The organism is Actinomyces provencensis (assembly GCF_900155435.1).
Classification (GTDB): domain Bacteria; phylum Actinomycetota; class Actinomycetes; order Actinomycetales; family Actinomycetaceae; genus Pauljensenia; species Pauljensenia provencensis.
Genome location: NZ_LT700212.1, coordinates 164695 through 181946, shown reverse-complemented (window position 1 = coordinate 181946; position 17252 = coordinate 164695). Strand labels below are relative to the sequence as shown.

The window sequence follows — 17252 nt, the reverse complement described above, 5'->3', positions numbered from 1 at the left end:
TCGCGCGCCCGCGAGGGCACGCCCAACTCCACATCCTCCCACGGGCCCGCCGCGAACGCACACATGACGTGCCCTAGCATGGGCGCAGGTCGCGCCCGCACGGGGCGTGCAGGGAGGGGGCCCGGGTTGTCGCACGGGGACGCGGGGTCGCGAGCGAGCTCGGTGGGGGCCCGGGTCGGCGCAGGGACGAGGGCGGCCGCAGCCGTGATCGCCGGCGTGCTCGCCCTGGCGGCACTGGTCGGGTGCTCCGTGGACGAGCGTCCGGCGGACCAGCGCCCCCACGTGGCACTCACGCCTGTACCCGACCCGACGACCTCGCAGCTGCCGCCGGTACCGGCGGATCCCCGCAGCGTGGACCAGGGCTCCCAGTCCGGCTGACCCCCCTGTGTCGAAGACGATATGGGGGTGGGGGTGGTCTGAGGTTGGGTCTTGTGGCCTGGGGCCTTCCCTGTGCAACGTGGTTCAGTGCCCTGGTTGGGGTGCAGTGCCACGGTTTCGTGGATCGCCCTCGCCCGTGGGTGGGGGTGCCGACATGCGATTCAGGGGAGGCCCCAGGTGTTGTCAGATGCTACGTGTATTGGGTTGGATGTTCACGCTCGCAGTGTTCGAGCAGCAGCGATTGATCCCCTCTCGGGTGTGATCCGGGAGGCTGCGTTGGGGGGTGGGGACGGGGAGGTCCTCGACTTCATTGCGCGTGTGGGTGACGCCCGGGGGGTGCGGGTGGCCTATGAGGCCGGGCCGACCGGTTTCCACCTGGCACGGACCCTGGAGGGGGAGGGCATTGAGTGTGTGGTGGCGGCCCCCTCGAAACTGTTGCGTGCCAGTGGAGACCGCATCAAGACGGACCGTCGTGATGCCCTCCACCTGGCCCAGATGCTCGCGGCGGGCCAAGTGGTGGGAGTGCGTGTCCCCACCGTGGAGGAGGAGTCCGCCCGGGACCTGGTGCGTGCTCGTGATGACGTGCGCCGTGAACTCATGGNACCGTGAAGTCCGCTCTGTTCGGACCGTGAAGTCCGCTCTGTTCCCACCGTGAGGTCCGCTCAGTTCCCACCGTGAGGTCCGCTCTGCCGAAGGCTCGAAGACCGCCCTCCACGCGAGGAGCATTGCAGGAGAGCGGACTTCGAGGTCAGAACAGAGCGGACTTCGAGGTCAGAAGTGAGCGGACTTCACCAGATGCGCACCCGCTGGGTCGGGTCCAGCCACATGGCGTCCCCGGGCTTCACGTCGTAGGTGTCGGCGAAGGCATCCAGGTTGCGCAGCACCCCGTTGCAGCGGAACTCCGAGGGGGAGTGCGGGTCGATGGCCAGCAACTGGATGGCGAACTCGTCGCGCGACTTGGACCTCCACGCCCTCGCCCAGGCGGCGAAGAAGCGCTGGGGGCCGGTGAGCCCGTCGATGACGGGCGCATCGGTGGCCTTGTCGATCCCGCGGTCCGCCAGGGAGGCCACCCACGCCTTCCACGCGATCGTCAGACCACCCAGGTCACCGATGTTCTCCCCGATCGTCAGCGCACCGTTGACGTGGTAGTTCTCGGGGCGCCCCGCCAGTGCCAGTGGGGTGAAGGCGTCGTACTGGGCGATCAGCGCCTTGGTGCGCGCCTCGAACTCCGTGCGGTCCGAGTCCGTCCACCAGTTGTGCAGGTTCCCGTCCTGGTCGAACTGGCTGCCCTGGTCGTCGAACCCGTGTCCGATCTCGTGACCGATGACGGCACCGATGGCGCCGAAGTTGACGGCGTCGTCCGCCTCGGGGTCGAAGAAGGGGGGCTGGAGGATGGCGGCGGGGAAGACGATCTCGTTCATCGTCGGGTTGTAGTAGGCGTTGACCGTCTGGGGGGTCATCAGCCACTCGTCGCGGTCCACCGGGCGGGTGAGCTTGCCCAGCTCCCAGTCCAGTTCGAAGGCCTCGGCAGCGCGGACGTTGTCGACCAGCGTCGCCTCGGGCGAGAGCTCGAGCCCGGAGTAGTCGCGCCACTTCGGGGGGTAGGCGATCTTCGGGTTGAAGGTGGAGAGCTTGTCCAGGGCGCGTGCCTTGGTGGCCTCACCCATCCAGTCCAGACCCTTGATGGAGACCCGGTAGGCCTCCAGCAGGCGCCCCACGAGGTCCTCCATGCGCTCCTTGTAGGCGGGGGGGAAGTGACGGGCCACGTAGAGGCGTCCCAGCGCCTCTCCGAGGGTGCCCTCGACCAGGCCGAGGCCTCGCTTCCAACGGGGGCGCAGCTCCTCGGTCCCGGCCAGGGTGCGGGAGTAGAAGTCGAAGTTCTCCTCGACGAAGGCCCGCGACAGCAGGGGGGACCGTGCGTCGACCACCTTGCGCAGCAGCCACAGCTTGAGCACGTCCAGGTCGGTGCCGGCCCACAGGGCAGCACCCGCGGCCAGGAAGTCGGGCTGGTCGACATTGAGGGTGTCCAGTGTCCGGGGGTCCAGGCCGAGCTCTCGGGCCCAGGCGTCCCACGCGAAGCCGGGGTTCTGGGAGGCGACCTCCGCCCAGGTTCGCGGGTTGTTGGCCAGCTGCGGGTCGCGGTTCTTCACGGAGTCCCAGTGGTGGGAGGCCAACTGGGTCTCGAAGTCCATGACCTTGCGGGCGGCCGCGGCAGCGTCGGGCCCGTCGACGACGCCCGCCAGGGTCAGTGCGCGCCCGACGTGGGCGACGTAGGCGGCGCGCGTGTCGGCGTACTTGTCCTCACGGTAGTAGGACTCGTCGGGCAGGCCGAGCCCCGCCTGCGTCAGGTAGGTGATGTAGCGGGTCGTGTCGTTGATGTCGTTGTTGACGTAGGGCGCGAAGAAGAGCGAGACCGAGGAACGCATGAGGCGTCCACCGACGGCCGCCAGCTCGTCGGCGCTGGAGGCGGCCCCGATGGCGTCGAACTCCGGGATCAGGGGAGCCGCGCCCTGGGCCTCGATGCCGTCCTCGTCCATGAACTGGCCGTAGATCGTGGCGATGCGGGAGGCATCCGGGTCGTCGATCGCGCCCGCCGCGGCATCGTCGACGATGGCGCGCCCGCGCTCCTCGGAGAGGTCCCGCAGGGCGTAGAACGCTCCGTCGATGGGGCGGTCGGCGGGAATGCGGTGTTCCTTGAGCCAAGTGCCGTTGATGTGTCGGAAGTAGTCGTCCTGGGCGCGCACGGAGGTGTCCATGAGCGCGGGTTCCAGGACGTGGGCGAGGGTCTTCTCTGTCATGGCGCCAGCCTAGGCGCTGGGTCCCGTTGTGTGCCCAGGAGATCGACGAGGGCGACGCAGAGCCGGGTGATCGGGGTTCCCAGAAGATTCCCAGCCGTATCCAAGGATGCTCCAAAGGACGTTCCATAGTCTCGGTGACGAGTCATGGGAGTGTTCACCTGAGGGTGTTCCGACTCGAACTGTGTTGATGGGATGCTCGGGGCCCGCCGGAGACGGCGGGCCCCGAGCTGTGTCCGAGGTGCTGTCTCCCGGGCGCTCCCCAAGAGCCCATGTCGCGAAGCTCCTCGACACGTGTCCGGCAGCACTTCGACGCCGGTGTGGATCTGGTCGATACTGGACGGCGGCACAGGCGCGACGCCACCTCGGGTGCGTGTGCGCCCGGTCAGCGAGCGCGGTGGGCCACTGCCGCTTCGCGCCAGCCCGCACGCAGCGTCCGCCCGAGAGACCCAGGAGCACAGTGAGAAACGTCTGGCGCGTGTTCACCCGTGACCTGCGGCGCCTGGTCGCGGTACCACAGGCATGGATCATCATCCTGGGCATCATCGTGACACCCGCCCTGTACGCCTGGGTCAATGTCATCGCCTTCTGGGACCCCTACTCCAACACCTCCCACATCGATGTCGCGGTGGTGAACCAGGACACGGGTGCACACTCGGATCTGGCCGGTGATCTGGACGTCGGCTCACAGGTGGTCGCCCAGTTGAAGGAGAACAACCAGCTGGGGTGGCGCTTCACCGATCTGGACGACGCCATGGAACGAGTCCACAGAGGCGACTCCTACGCCGCCATCGTCATTCCCCCGGACTTCAGCCAGAACCTCCTGTCCATCACCACCGCGAACTTCACCCAGCCGCAGCTGCAGTACTTCGTCAACGAGAAGGCGAATGCCGTCGCTCCGAAGATGACGGATGTCGGAGCCACGACGCTGGACCGGCGCATCACCGACACCTTCACCTCCACCGTCGCCGAGAAGGCAGCCGAGGCGATCCGTGCCGCCGGGACGGACACCGAGACGCAGCTGGGTGAGGCACGTGACTCCACGATCTCCGCGCTCGACGATGCCACGGCCAAGGTGGGGGGTGCTGCGGACTCGGTCACGTCCCTGAAGACCACGCTGGAGGGCACCCACCACACGATCGCGACCGCCCAGCAGTCGCTGGTTGACGCCGACCAGGCCCTGGCCGACACCGAGCAGGCGATGTCCACGGGGCAGACGCTGGCGGCTTCCGCCCAGTCCAGCCTGACCACCTTCACCCAGAGTGCGGCCTCCTCCTACGTCCAGGGCGCGACCCTGCTGGCCGGGGTCTCCACCCAGGCCCAGTCCTCCCTGAAGACCCTGGGTGGGACGGTCACGGAGGTCAACGGGCACGTCGGCACCGCCCTGGACGCGGTGGACCAGGCGGTCACCGCCAATGGGCAGGCCATCTCCGACCTCCGGCAGGTCCTGGGCAATGCGCAGTTGGATCCGCAGATCGCCGACAGGCTCGCCGTCGTGCTCCACCAGCTCGAGGACCACAACACCGCCGACCAGCAGGTCGTCACGAACCTGCAGACGCTGAACACGGACCTGGACTCCTCGGTCAACTCGATCGGCACGGCGGCCACCGCGATCGACTCCTCCATCCAGGACGCCGCCACCGCCTCGGGCCAGATGCAGACGCTCCTGACCCAGACGATCCCGAGCCTCAATGCCGGGATGTCCGCCGTCTCGGCCAGCGCAGGGGGCCTCTCCACCGCGATCACCTCCTTGCGCACCCAGCTCGGTCAGGCCCAGCAGCTCCTCACCGACCTCGACGGGCAGGTCACCTCCACGGTCAGTGCGCTCGGTGGTCTCTCCGACACGCTGGGCGGCGTCGAGCAGGGCATCTCGACCATTCGCACTGACGTCGTGGCACTGAGCTCCGCCGCGGCCTGGAAGGACCTGGGGACGCTGACAGGTCTGGACCCCCAGCAGATTGCCCAGTTCATGGCCTCACCCGTTCAGGTGAGCGAGCAAGTCCTCTTCCCGGTCGCCGCCTACGGCTCCGGCATGGCGGCTCTCTTCACGAACCTCTCCCTGTGGATCGGCAGCTTCATGCTGGTCGTCGTCCTCAAGCTGGAGGTCGACCGCGAGGGGGTCCAACACCTGACCGTGCGCCAGGGATACATGGCCAGGTGGCTGCTGCTGGCCTGCCTGGCGACGCTTCAGGGACTGCTGGTGACGGTGGGGAACCTGGTGATCGGGGTGCAACACGTCAATCCGGTGGCCTTCGTCGCCACCGGCATGTTGATCGCGCCCGCCTATCTCAGCATCATCTACGCCCTGTCCGTGTCCTTCAGTCACATCGGCAAAGGCCTGTGCATCGTGCTGGTGATCATGCAGATCCCTGGTGCCTCAGGCCTCTACCCGATCGAGATGATGCCCGGCTTCTTCCGCCACCTCTATCCGTTCTTCCCTTTCACTTACGGCATCGATGCGATGCGCGAGGTGATCTCCGGGTTCTACGACGCTCACTACTGGAAGTGCCTGGGCATCCTGGGGATCTTCATTGCGTTGGCATTCCTGCTGGGTCTGGTCCTGCGCCGCTCGCTGGGCAATGTGACGCGCATGTTCAACCGGCGCATAGCCGACACGGGCCTGCTGGTCGCCGAGGAGGTGCACCTCCCTGGCACCTACCCCCTTCCCCAGGTCCTGCGGGCACTCGCCAACCGCGAGGAGTTCAGCGCATCCGTCCACCGCCGTGCCCACGCCTTCCGCCGCCGCTACCCCCGCCTGCTGCGGGGGGCACTGGTCGCGGGGATCGCGGTGCCGCTGGTGCTCCTGGCCGTCCCCTCCCACGACCCGAGCGTCAAGGCGCTGCTGCTGGGACTGTGGGTGGCGTGGTTCCTGATCATGTTCGCCTTCCTGGTGGCCACGGAGTACGTGCGTGAGTCCGTGCACGACGGCCTGGCACTGAGCGCCATGGACGAGGTCGACCTGCGTCGTGCCGTCGTGGCCGGGTATCGGCCCGCCGAGTCCGCACCCGGGAACGGGGCCGGGTCCGCACCCGGTGGCAGGGGGATCGACGAGGGCGACGCCACCAGGCCGCCGGCCGGGTCCCACGAGGCGGAGGACGTCTCGACCACGGAGCGGCGTCCCGAGGAGTCGGGGGTGAGCGGAGCTGACGATGCCGGTGGATCCACACCCCAGGACGGGACCGAGGCGCGCACTGCATCCGCCCAGGCGCAGGGTCAGCCCCCCAAGAAACCAGCAGACGGGGCCGGGGGGCGCCCTCGTCAGGAGGCTGAGGAGCGGGAGGCAGCAGGAGGCACCGCGGGTGACGACGTCGCCCCGGCACCGGGAGGCCCCGAGTCGGGGGCACAGGGGAGCAGGAAGCGGGACGGCGACGGCGAGCCGATGCAGGAAGGCGGACCGGCATGAGAGGCATCTGGATGCTCATGCGACGCGACCTGCGCCGGGCCACCAGCAACACCATGGCCGTCATTGTCATGGTGGGCGTCTGCATCCTGCCCTCGCTGTTCACCTGGTTCAACGTGATCGCCAGCTGGGACCCGTTCTCCAATGTCAAGAACCTGACCGTCGCGGTGGCGAACACGGATGAGGGGTACCAGTCCGACCTGATCCCCCTGCGCCTGAACATCGGGGACCAGGTGGTGGCGCAGCTGCGCACCACCCAGGACTTCAACTGGGTGGTGACCTCGCAGGAGGAGGCCATCGACGGCACGAAGTCGGGGGAGTACTACGCCGCGATCGTGTTGCCGCCCTCGTTCAGCAAGGACATGCTGACCTTCTATGACACCGATGCCCAGCGCACGGACATCGCGTACTACACGAATGAGAAGAAGAACGCGCTGGCGCCGAAGCTCACCGGGCAGGGGGCGGACCGTGTCTCCTCAGGGATCAACACGGTGTTCACGCAGACCCTCGGTGAGGTCGGCGTCAGCATCCTCTCCTCCCTGTCGCAGTACCTGGACAGCGCGGACACCCAGGCCCTGTTCACCCGCCTGGAGTCCCACATCGGGGAGGCTGCCACACAGTTGCGTGCGGCTGCCACCACCACCGACACCTTCACGACGCTCATCACCTCCAGCCAGGGGCTGGTGCGCAGTTCGGCGGCGCTGATCACGGCCACGGGACAGACGATGGACGATGCCTCGGGTGCCATCGGCGGCGGGGTGGCCGCCGCAGGCTCCCTGCAGACAACGATCGAGACGGCGACCCAGGGCCTCTCCTCGGCGCTGGAGCTGAGTTCACGGGGGTACGCGGACGTGAGGAGTGGCATCGACGCCGTGTTCAACGCGGCCGATGACCAGTCACACAGCCAGGTCGGGGTCCTCCAGGGCATGGCCCAACAGGTCCAGGCCCAGATCGATGACTACACGACGCTGCGCACGCAGTTGCAGACCGACATCGCCCCGCTGCTGCCCGACGGAGCACTGGACCCCGTGCTGGAGGCGCTGGACGCAGCGATCACCCACCTGGGGGCCCTCAAGGATGCGCTCGACCTGGCGGCCAGCCACATGAGTTCCGGCAATGCCAATGCACAGGCCTCCCACCAGGAGCTCTCCGACATCATCGACCAGGCACAGGCGGCGGTCGATGCGCTCAAGGCCGAGTACGACACGGACCTGAAGTCGCAGCTCGACCAGCTCTCCGGCGAGCTCGCCACAGCTCTGCAGGCCGCCGGAACGGTGGGGGATGACCTGGATGCGGCCGGAGCGGGACTGAGTGGAGCCTCGGGCACTCTGCTCGACCAGCTGGACCATGCGCAGGCCACCACTTCCGAGGTCTCGGCGTCCCTGACGCAGGCGGCGGACACCTTCGACCATCTGCGTGAGGCGCTGGAGACGGCGCGGACCACAGGGGACCTCTCGGCGCTCAAGGGGGTCCTCAGCCAGGACCCGTCCAGCGTTGCGGCCTCACTGGCTGCGCCCGTCGCGGTCAACCGGGTGGCAGTGTTCCCGGTGGCGAACTTCGGCTCCGCAATGGCGCCGCTCTACACGATGCTGGCCCTGTGGGTGGGTGCGCTCCTCATCGTGGTGTCGGTGCAGGTCGGGGTGCACCGTGACGCCCTGGCCGGAGTGGGCCCGCTTGCGGGGCGGCACGCACCGGGCGTCCACCAGGAGCTCGCACAGGTGCCGGGGATCGCCGGGGTGCCGGAGCTGCGCGCCCACCAGAAGTACCTGGGCCGCTACGGGATCTTCGCCCTGATCGGCCTGGTCCAGTCGACCCTGGTGTGCGGGGGGAGCCTGATCTTCGTCCACGTCCAGTCCGTCCACCCGTGGCTCTACATGCTCTGCGGCTGGGTGACCTCGCTGGTGTTCACCCTGACCGTCTACACCGCCGTCGTGGCCTTCGGCAATGCGGGCAAGGCGCTGTGCGTGCTGCTGCTGGTGGTCCAGATCTCGGCGTCCGGGGGCGCCTACCCGCTGCAGCTGCTGCCCCAGTGGTTCCAGCACCTCAGCGTCTTCCTGCCCGCCACCTACGCGGTCGACGCCTTCCGCGCGGCCATCGCGGGCACCTACGACGGTGACTACTGGATCGCGCTGGGCACCCTGGCACTGTTCATCCTGCCTGCGCTGCTGCTCGGTCTGGTGCTGCGCCGGCCACTGATCTCCTTCAACCGGAACCTCACCGAAGCCCTCGAGTCCACGAAGCTCATGTGACAGGGTTGACACGGAGAACCGTGGCGCTCAATCGGTGGAGGAAGGGGTGGCCCATGTGGAGCGAGGAGACGGCGGCGAACTTCGAAGCGCTGGAGGACCACGATCTCGTCTACATCGTGCACTTGTGGGTCAGACCCGATCCCTCGACGCTGCCGGAGTCGCCGTACGAGTACGCCTTGAACCTGGACACGAGGATTCTCCACGACTGCCGTGACGTGGTCGAGGCACTGGACTGGGCCCGCGAGAACAGTCGGGGTGGTCCCTTCCAACTGTTCATCGCCCCTGTCGAGCACGACGGTGAGGACGTGTGGCCGACGACCCTGCTGCCCCTGTGGGGGAGCAATCCGACGGTGCCGGAAGCGGACGGGGAGCCGGACCCGGGCCCGGACCCGGCTCAGGTGGTCATCATGGGGCAGGACAGCGACCCGGATGCCCACAGCACCTGAGCATGCTGAGCGCCGACCCGAGCGGTCCCTCCCGCGTTGACGGGGTCCTTCAGCTCAGCGTGCAGCACCTGGCGAAGCAGGTCGCAGAGAGCACGCTCGGGGTCGGCAAGGACTTCAGCGGTCAGGGTCTCCGGTCGGCAGAGGAACCTGTCTCCTCCGTGAGGTTGGCGGTGATCCACGTCTGCATGGCCGCTCGGATGCGTTCGGCGTTCCTCGGCCCGCCATAGGTGGCTGCGAAGCGAGGGTCCGCGACGTACATCTCGGAGAGGCTGATGTAGGCGTCTGTGTCGGGCTCACGTCCTCCCCAGTACTCGGTGATCCACCTGTGGTGGGCCGCGACCAGGGCCTGGAACCGAGGGCTCGCCGGATCCTCCTTGTCTTCGGCCGCGGCGCGCAGTGCTGCGTTGATGTCGAGGCTCTTCTGGTCCTCGTCTCGCCGCTGTTCCTCGGTCATCTCCACACGTCGCTTGGCTGTGCGCTCCCAGGCCTGGTCGCCCCAGCGTGTGCGTATCTCGGATTCGTACTGGCTCTGGTCGAAGCCTGCGAAGACTTCTTGGATGGTCATGGTCTGGCCCTTCCTCACCGAGTCGAGCGTGTGCTCGACGACGGCGATCTGCTGGACGGTGCGGTCTCGTCGCTCCTCCAAGAGCGCGAGATGAGATTCGAGCGCTGCGGACAACGACGTGTCGTTGTCGAGGGTGAGCTGGATGGTGGCAAGCGGGAGCCCGAGCGCACGCAGCGACAGGATTCGATAGAGGCGCGAGATCTCGGCGTCCCCGTAGAAGCGGTATCCATTGCTCGCCACCCGTGATGGGCGGAGGAGTCCGATCTGCTCATAGTGCCGAAGCGTTCGGCTGGTGAGTCCTGTCGCCCGCGAGAGATCCCTGATCGGCCACTCCGTCATGGGTCATCCCCTCTCAGACCTGAGACGGATCGAGGGCAGCGTCCTCGTGCCGCTCGAAGTCACCCGCGATCTGATCGGAGGCCCACGCCCGCGCTGCCTCCTGGTCCGCCATACGCGGGGCGGTCAGCGTGACCGTGTTCCCATCTCCGTCGGTGATTCTCACGTCAGTCGTGAACCACGGAGTGTCGAAAGGTCCGGTCATCTCACCTCCGGCGGAGCGCACACGTTGCGCGACGTCGGCGAGGTCGATGTTCCCGGCCGAGAACGATGCGGAAACGGTTCCGCGAACGGCTCTGCCCTGGACCATCAGGATGTCCTGGTACTTCTCACGACGCAGGTGCACGAGCGCAGGCACGCCGTCCGGCCCGGGGATCGTCGCCAGGGTCACGAAGCCCGCGGCAGCATACAAGGCCTGCGCGGCCACGAGGTCGCTGACCACGTAGTTCACGAACATCGGCATCGGGTAGATCGACCGGTCGATGACCGGCCCGTTCTTCTCTGTCATGACCATCATCATTCCGGTTGACGTTACGGCAGAGTCAAGTCCGTGTCGCCGCCTTCTTGACGCGGAGGGGCCCGCAATGGATCGGGTTCGATCGTTCATGGAGCGAGGTGCGCGCGCGGTGTCGTCGAGGCGGCACAACGCGCCGACACCCCTCCGGGCACGACAGGTGTTCAACCACCATGAGGCACGTCCCCGGGGTGCGGACCCGGGCGGTCACCGATAGCCTCGGGTCTTCCCACCAGACGGCGCGAGGAGACGACACCGATGACGGCACTGGTCGATGGAATCAACCGGTGGAGGCTCGTCATCTGGACGGGTGCGGTCGGCTTTCTCCTGATTGCGGCGCTCAGTGGCCTTCTGGGTGTTCCGGAGTCCGTGCGCACGCTCCTCGCAGGAGGGAGCTACGCGGTGCTCGCGCTGGCGGCGGTGACGGTGGTGGTCTCGGTTGCCGCAACCCACTCAGAGGAGGACCTGCCTCCTCAGCCCGTGTTCCCGCCGGTGCAGGGAAGATGGTGGGCCGTCAACAGCCCGTCCAGCCGGGTGCCCAGCCACGGGACCAGGCTCTACGGACAGACCTTTGCCATCGACCTGGTGTATGACCCCAAGGACGCGACTCCCCGGCCCAGCGGCGGGATGGTTGCCGCGAACCGTTTCCCCAGCTTCGGGCAACCCGTCCTGGCCATGGCCGACGGGGAGGTCGTCACGGTCTCCGACTGGCGACGCGACCACAGGAGCCGGACCTCGTGGTGGGCGCTGGCCTACTTCTTCACCGTCGAGGGAATCGCGCGCAGCATCGGTGGACCGTCCTGGGTGGTGGGGAACCACGTGGTGGTGCGCGATGTGCAGGGGAGCTTCGCCCTGGTCGCGCACCTGCGTCGCGGTTCGGCGCGCGTGCGAGTGGGAGACCGGGTGCGCGCGGGGGAGATCATCGGTGAGTGTGGGAACTCGGGCAACAGCACGGAACCTCATGTCCACATGCAGCTCATGGATCGGCGATCACTGTGGATCGCGCAGGGACTTCCGTTCAGTTTCGCGGGTGTCGGCCCCGTCACCGTCGAAGCGCACGAGGAGAGGGGCGGGGCGACGACGGAGGGCGGGTTCGAGGGCGTGCCCGCCAACGGTGAGCACCTCGACGTGTGATCGGCGGTGGTGACGGAGATCGGCAGCACCTGCCCCGGAGTGGACAGTCGGGCGGGACGTTGATCTCCTCATGGAGCGCCTGGTGAGGAGTCCTTTTCTCAGAGCATCGGTCCTGGCGAAGGTGCCGGATGTCCATGCAGCTCGACTCTGGGCCAGCTGCTGGAGGAGGCACGGCGTGCAGCAGGGCCGTAGCGGATCTGAAGGCCCCTCCTCCGGCCTTGTCGAGCCTGCCAATCAGCACTGACGAGGGCGAACCCACGGCGCGGCCGGACCGGAGATGCCGATGGGCAGTGTGACAATCGGACACATGACATCAGTAGTGGGCAAGGACGCGCAGCGCGCAGAGCTTCATCGAATGATCTGGCGCATCGCCAACGACCTCCGCGGTTCCGTGGACGGGTGGGACTTCAAGTCCTACGTGTTGGGGATGTTGTTCTACCGGTTCATATCGGAGAACCTGACGGGCTACCTCAATGCGCAGGAACATGAGGCGGGGGACCCCGACTTCGACTACGCGATCCTCCCGGATGCACAGGCACAGTACGGGCGCGACGACATCGTCGCGGAGAAGGGCTTCTACATCCTGCCCTCCGACCTGTTCGCGAACGTCCGTGCCCGGGCCCATACCAACACCAACCTCAACGAGACCCTGTCGAACGTCTTCGGGAACATCGAGGCCTCAGCGATTGGCACAGCGTCCGAGCGGGACTTCAAGGGCCTGTTCGACGACTTTGACGTCAACTCCAATAAGCTGGGCGCTTCGGTCATCGACCGGAACAGGCGATTGGCCAACCTCATGGACGCGATCGGTGACCTGAAGCTGGGGGAGTTCGCGGACGCCAGCATCGACACTTTCGGTGATGCGTATGAGTACCTGATGACCATGTACGCCTCCAGCGCAGGCAAGTCCGGGGGTGAGTTCTTCACCCCCCAGGAGGTCTCTGACCTGCTGGCCCGCATCACGGTGGTCGGCAAGACCTCGGTGAACAAGGTCTACGAAACTTCCCGAGCGGATTGGATACATTTTCGCGGCGGCTACGCGCTTGCGGCGTGAGTGGTGCAAATTGAGGGTGCGCGGTGCAAGTTTGAGGAGCAGTCTGTGTCTGACAAGAGAATGAAACGAGTCGACGAGGAGTTCATGCGAAAACTGGCTGAAAGTGCTTACGCAACACACCTCCGCTTCGCGCCAAGTGCGGCGAGAGAGGCTTGGAAAGTTTACGTCGATTCAGTTACTCGCCGGGATCTTAACAGTATGAAAGAGGCCCAGGAGCAAGCAGAGGTCTCCGCACGTGAGAGTCTCTCCGAGCTATGCTCGGCTTTGAAGAGCGTTAGCCCTTCGGCAGCACTCGAACTGTTGTGGGGCGAACACAATGATCGACTTGACGAATACCTCATCCCAAAAGGGGGTGAGACATTCTCTCTCGCGCAGGGCGCATGGCTGATCGGTGTTTTCGCTTGCGGGGAGGACTCCAGTAAATACGGGGCGCATAAAGTCTTCAATAAATATGTACGCTGGGCTGCTTCGTACCTAATCAAGTTACACATCAACGATTTGCTGATTGAAGACGAGGTAGACAGAAATATTGCTCGTGTAACGAGTCAGCTGGAGATCAGTCGTTTTGTGGAGCCAGAAACGCGGATGATGTGGATTACGGATGAGATCGCACTTCAGATAGGTCGATGGGTCGACGCGAGCATAGATCAAATCGACTCTCGCACCACCCCAAGCTTTGCCACCGTGGAGCAAATTAGCGAAAACATCTCAAGAGCAACAAATAACCTTAATGATGCCTACAGGAACAAATATCGGGTAATCCCAGAATCATTTAGCGCGACCCTTCTGGATGGTGTTCCAGTTGAGATGATTGACGCACTCACAGCGCCACACCGTCAGGTGACAGAGACTGACGTTGAAAACGCACTCAAAAGCGATGCCATGACTACAACTCCGTTTGTGCGAGTTGAGGGCACGACTCGGGTTCTCGGGCGATCCGCCTGGCTTATGAAACGTGATGATGCGCTCTTCCGACTCGTAATGCAGGCAAGCCCACGGGATAAAGAAGGAAAAGTATTCGAGGACGTTACTGCATCTCTGTTGCAAGCTTGGGGGCCTAGCGATATCTCATGGCAATCATCGGTTGATCTACCTAGCCCAGGCATGCCCAAGACCGCTGACGATATTGATGTTCTTGGATTCTCTGACGATGTTGCTTTCATTGGAGAGTGCAAAGCGAACCGTCTCCCTGAGAAAAACTCAAGCGTCGGTTCAACCTTGGAGACTGTGGTTCTAAACAAGGCAATTTCACAACTTGAGAAAAGGGTCGATCATTGGCGAAGTGGCTGGAGACCACAGCTAGCTGACCATTTTTTCCCTGATGATGTAATGGGCTTTGCCGTAACGTTCTCGAGCTACGGTGGCATGCTATGGAATCCAGATAGACTTCACCGTGACGACTCTTCCGTTCAATACGGTGTATTTCCGTTGTATTCACTCGTGCTGGCGGTAAGCATGCTTGTGCGACCATCTGATTTGAGAAGATATTTGAGTTTCCGGCTGAACGCGATGGTAAACGGAGTAACAAACTCTGATGAGCTTGAGCACCTGCTCGGATTTGTCTCCGCGTCAAACAGCCCGGGAGTTACACTGGATAGCGAAGCTAAGGGGCTTCTTCGCCAGTACGAATTGAGTGATCAAGGTGTCTTGATTGATCCACGGAAATACCGTAGGGACGCTAACTGGAAGCATCAGTTCTTATCTGAACTGTGGGAACACACTACTCCCGTGACCCCATCGTTGAACTGAGCTAGAAGAGTCTCTGAACATAAAGGTGATCGCGCCGTCGGCAGTGACTTCGGCGTGGTCGGTGAGTGTGTGCCAGAGGTAGGGCGTGAACTCGATTGCGTGTGCGTCTAGCTCGGAGACGTTGAGTTTGTAGGCTCTTCGTAATCAAGGGTGTAGGTGGGGTCTGAAGCCGCCGGCTTCGAGCAGACTCCGTGAGATGTATAGCGGGAACAGAACGAGTTCTGATGGTTCAGAATTGCCTGTCGATATTTCGCGATCGTAATCCGGACACGCTTTGGTGATAACGCCAAAATGTGTGAGCGGGCCCGTAGAATTACGCTATGGGAAAGATTGAGGTGACGGTGGAAGAATGGGATATTCTTCTTGACCACAAGAGACACGGGCCGACGGTCTTGATGCGTGAGAAGGCTGAGGCAATGCTCATGCTCGCCGAAGGTGCAGGCATTGATTTCGTTGCTCGCATTGTCGGACGTCAGCCCTCCACGGTCAATCAGTGGAAGAGGGACTTTGGGGAGTGTCGGTTGGCGTCCATCCATGACTTCAAGTTGGGGAACCTGAATGCTTCCAAGCTGACTGTCTCCCAACGGGAGGAAGTCATGGAGGTCCTGTCCCAACCACCCTCCCCGGACTTGGTGCCGAGTGGGTTTTGGACGGTGCCTGCACTGAGCGCGTGGGTCAGTGACCGCTTCGAGGTGACCTACGACAGTGACACGTCCTTGGTGTTCCTCCTCCACCAAGCAGGCTTGTCCTTCCATGGTGTGGAAGCGTTCGACAAGCGCCGGGCCAGCGACGATGTGATTGAGGTGCGCATGGGGGAGATCCAGGCGGAGCTCGCTGAGGACCTCGCCGACCCTGAGGTGATTGTGGTGGCAGCAGATGAGGTCCGCCTTGAGCACGAGGCGATCACGCGGCGGGCATGGTACAAGCGGGGTGAGAAGACGAAGCTGAAGGTCGACCGTCAGCGTCAGGCCCAGTCCTACATCGGGTTCCTCGACCAGAAGACGGGTAGCGTGCACCTGGAAGCAGTCGAGTGGCAAAACAGTGACACCATCATCACTGCGCTCACCAGTTTCGCACTCCACCACAAGGGCCACAAGATCACCATCGTGTGGGACAATGCAGGCTGGCACAAGTCGAAGAAACTCCGCCATGAACTCGCCACCAACCAGACGCTGGCCGGTATTCACTTGATCAACATGCCGCCCTACGCTCCCGACCACAATCCCATCGAACACGTCTGGGCAGAAGCCAAGGCCCAGATCTCCAACCTCCAACGCGACACGTTCGAACAGACCCGCCACGCGTTCGAAACATTCATCACCGGAAACACATTCCCCTACAAACTGTAAGAACTCGTTCTGTTCACGCTATAGTTCGTCAGGTTCCGGAAGCCCAGGGCGGAGCCGCGGAGGTGTTCGAGGCGCCCGTTGATCGCCTCCGTGGGACCGTTGCTGGTGCCGGGCCGGTCGAAGAACGCGAGCACGTCGATGGCGCGTTGCTTCAGTGTCCGGCCGAGCTTGCGCAGTTCGACAAGTCCGGCTGGGATGCCGCTTGTGAGGGAGTCGATGAGTTGCTGCATGACGAACTTCCCGAGTCCCCGGTCAGGTTCCCGGTAGGCGGTGACCATCCGCTGATAGATGCCCCAGGTCGCCTCGACCTCGACATGCTGCTCGTCGGCGAACAGCTCCTCGAGGCGGGTCTGCTGCTTCTCGGTGAGCAGCCCGGCTCCGGTGTGGAGGGTGCGGCGGGCCTTGTAGAGCGGATCCTCCTTCCTTCCGCGGCGCCCGAATGCGTCACGCTGGACGCGGCGGCGGCACTCGTCGAGCGCGTCGCCAGCCAATCTCACGACGTGGAACGGGTCCATCACCGCGACCGCGTCGGGGAGTTCCTCGACGGCAGCGGTCTTGAACCCGGTGAACCCGTCCATCGCGACAACCTCGACACCATCGCGCCAGGCCTGGGGACGGGCGGCGAGCCAGGTCTTGAACACGCTCTTGGAACGCCCCTCGACCATGTCCAGCAACCGTGACGGTCCGGTCTTGTCCCGCACCGGGGTGAGGTCGATGATCACGGTCACGTACTTGTCGCCGCGGCGGGTGTGGCGCCAGACGTGCTCGTCGACGCCGATCACCGCGACGCCGTCGAACCGGGCTGGGTCATCGATCAGTGCCCGCTTGCCCTCGGCGAGGACCGCGGTGTTCGCCGTGTGCCAGGACACCCCCAAGCCCGCGGCTACACGCGAGACCGTGAGATGGTCGACCACGATGCCCTCCAGCGCCCACCGCATCCCGCGACGAGACAGCTTCGCTCGCGCGGGCGCCGCCGCGGTGAGGTCTTCCCGCCAGGAACGCCCGCAGCCGGAACACTTGTATCGGCGGATCCGGACCAGCAGCGTCGTCGGGCGGTGTCCGAACGGCTCGTGCGCGAGCAACCGCGTATCAGTCCCGCGAGAAAGCCCCTGGCTGCCACAACCCCGACACCACGGATCCGGCTCCGCAACCCGGCACTCGATCACCGCCCGGTCCGACTCAAGACACTGCCCCACCGCGACGAGACCGAGCTCGTCCAGTCGGCAGAACACGGTCAGATCAGGGGTCGCAAAGGTAGCGTGGAGCACGTCGAGGTCTTCCGG

Annotated in this window: 12 protein-coding genes and 1 pseudogene; 9 read left to right on the top strand and 4 right to left on the bottom strand. The window is 64.8% G+C overall.

Features of this window, described 5'->3' with window-relative positions:
* Positions 1-126 precede the first annotated feature (126 nt).
* Together BQ9890_RS15075 and BQ9890_RS00770 are read left to right on the top strand one after the other, a co-directional pair.
* Positions 127-378 carry a hypothetical protein gene (locus BQ9890_RS15075; RefSeq protein WP_143226188.1) on the top strand — a complete coding sequence of 84 codons (252 nt, stop codon included), beginning with the start codon at positions 127-129 and terminating at the stop codon, positions 376-378.
* Positions 379-450: 72 nt separating this feature from the next.
* Positions 451-987, top strand: a complete 537-nt coding sequence (locus tag BQ9890_RS00770; protein WP_326844901.1) for an IS110 family transposase — start codon at positions 451-453, stop codon at positions 985-987.
* 179 nt (positions 988-1166) lie between these two features.
* Here the strand turns inward: BQ9890_RS00770 and BQ9890_RS00765 are convergent, their stop codons facing one another.
* The gene (locus tag BQ9890_RS00765) at positions 1167-3176 is read right to left on the bottom strand and encodes a M13 family metallopeptidase (RefSeq protein WP_075888590.1); all 2010 of its coding nucleotides are present in this window, start codon (positions 3174-3176) and stop codon (positions 1167-1169) included.
* Positions 3177-3633: 457 nt separating this feature from the next.
* On the opposite strand from BQ9890_RS00765, the gene BQ9890_RS00760 reads away from it, so the two are divergent.
* The 3 genes from BQ9890_RS00760 to BQ9890_RS00750 are packed head-to-tail and all read left to right on the top strand — an operon-like array spanning position 3634 to position 9268.
* Entirely contained in the window at positions 3634-6576 is a 2943-nt protein-coding gene (locus tag BQ9890_RS00760) for a YhgE/Pip family protein (protein ID WP_195907597.1), read from the top strand.
* Positions 6573-8822, top strand: a complete 2250-nt coding sequence (locus BQ9890_RS00755; RefSeq protein WP_075888586.1) for a YhgE/Pip domain-containing protein — start codon at positions 6573-6575, stop codon at positions 8820-8822. The genes BQ9890_RS00760 and BQ9890_RS00755 overlap by 4 nt, the downstream gene beginning before the upstream one ends.
* A 53-nt stretch (positions 8823-8875) precedes the next feature.
* On the top strand, positions 8876-9268 hold the full coding sequence (locus BQ9890_RS00750) for a hypothetical protein (protein WP_075888584.1): 393 nt from the start codon (positions 8876-8878) through the stop codon (positions 9266-9268).
* 121 nt (positions 9269-9389) lie between these two features.
* Here BQ9890_RS00750 and BQ9890_RS00745 read toward each other — a convergent pair whose 3' ends face one another.
* Together BQ9890_RS00745 and BQ9890_RS00740 are read right to left on the bottom strand one after the other, a co-directional pair.
* Positions 9390-10172, bottom strand: a complete 783-nt coding sequence (locus tag BQ9890_RS00745) for a MerR family transcriptional regulator (protein ID WP_075888582.1) — start codon at positions 10170-10172, stop codon at positions 9390-9392.
* A 13-nt stretch (positions 10173-10185) separates the two neighbouring features.
* A complete protein-coding gene (locus BQ9890_RS00740) occupies positions 10186-10677 on the bottom strand; it encodes a VOC family protein (protein WP_075892489.1) in 492 nt (163 codons plus the stop codon).
* A 264-nt stretch (positions 10678-10941) separates the two neighbouring features.
* Between BQ9890_RS00740 and BQ9890_RS00735 the strand changes: the two genes are divergently transcribed.
* The 4 genes and pseudogenes from BQ9890_RS00735 (at position 10942) to BQ9890_RS00725 (ending at position 15969) form a co-directional block, all read left to right on the top strand.
* Positions 10942-11817 (top strand): M23 family metallopeptidase, encoded by an 876-nt coding sequence (locus BQ9890_RS00735; RefSeq protein WP_075888580.1) that lies wholly within the window; start codon positions 10942-10944, stop codon positions 11815-11817.
* A 307-nt stretch (positions 11818-12124) separates the two neighbouring features.
* Positions 12125-12817 (top strand): annotated as a pseudogene (locus tag BQ9890_RS00730) (type I restriction-modification system subunit M); the annotation flags it as partial.
* Positions 12818-12916: 99 nt separating this feature from the next.
* Positions 12917-14620, top strand: a complete 1704-nt coding sequence (locus tag BQ9890_RS15070) for a hypothetical protein (protein ID WP_143226186.1) — start codon at positions 12917-12919, stop codon at positions 14618-14620.
* Between the two features lie 320 nt (positions 14621-14940).
* Entirely contained in the window at positions 14941-15969 is a 1029-nt protein-coding gene (locus tag BQ9890_RS00725) for an IS630 family transposase (RefSeq protein WP_075888578.1), read from the top strand.
* Here the strand turns inward: BQ9890_RS00725 and BQ9890_RS00720 are convergent.
* Positions 15957-17237: an ISL3 family transposase gene (locus BQ9890_RS00720; protein ID WP_075888576.1), complete on the bottom strand. Its 1281-nt coding sequence runs from the start codon at positions 17235-17237 to the stop codon at positions 15957-15959. The genes BQ9890_RS00725 and BQ9890_RS00720 overlap by 13 nt on opposite strands.
* Positions 17238-17252 lie beyond the last annotated feature (15 nt).

What these genes read in the sequence shown, in the direction of transcription:
- BQ9890_RS00765 (WP_075888590.1), bottom strand. Translation starts at nt 3,176, where the DNA reads ATGACAGAGAAGACCCTCGCCCACGTCCTGGAACCCGCGCTCATGGAC.
- BQ9890_RS00755 (WP_075888586.1), top strand. Translation starts at nt 6,573, where the DNA reads ATGAGAGGCATCTGGATGCTCATGCGACGCGACCTGCGCCGGGCCACC.
- BQ9890_RS00750 (WP_075888584.1), top strand. Translation starts at nt 8,876, where the DNA reads ATGTGGAGCGAGGAGACGGCGGCGAACTTCGAAGCGCTGGAGGACCAC.
- BQ9890_RS00745 (WP_075888582.1), bottom strand. Translation starts at nt 10,172, where the DNA reads ATGACGGAGTGGCCGATCAGGGATCTCTCGCGGGCGACAGGACTCACC.
- BQ9890_RS00740 (WP_075892489.1), bottom strand. Translation starts at nt 10,677, where the DNA reads ATGACAGAGAAGAACGGGCCGGTCATCGACCGGTCGATCTACCCGATG.
- BQ9890_RS00735 (WP_075888580.1), top strand. Translation starts at nt 10,942, where the DNA reads ATGACGGCACTGGTCGATGGAATCAACCGGTGGAGGCTCGTCATCTGG.
- BQ9890_RS00725 (WP_075888578.1), top strand. Translation starts at nt 14,941, where the DNA reads ATGGGAAAGATTGAGGTGACGGTGGAAGAATGGGATATTCTTCTTGAC.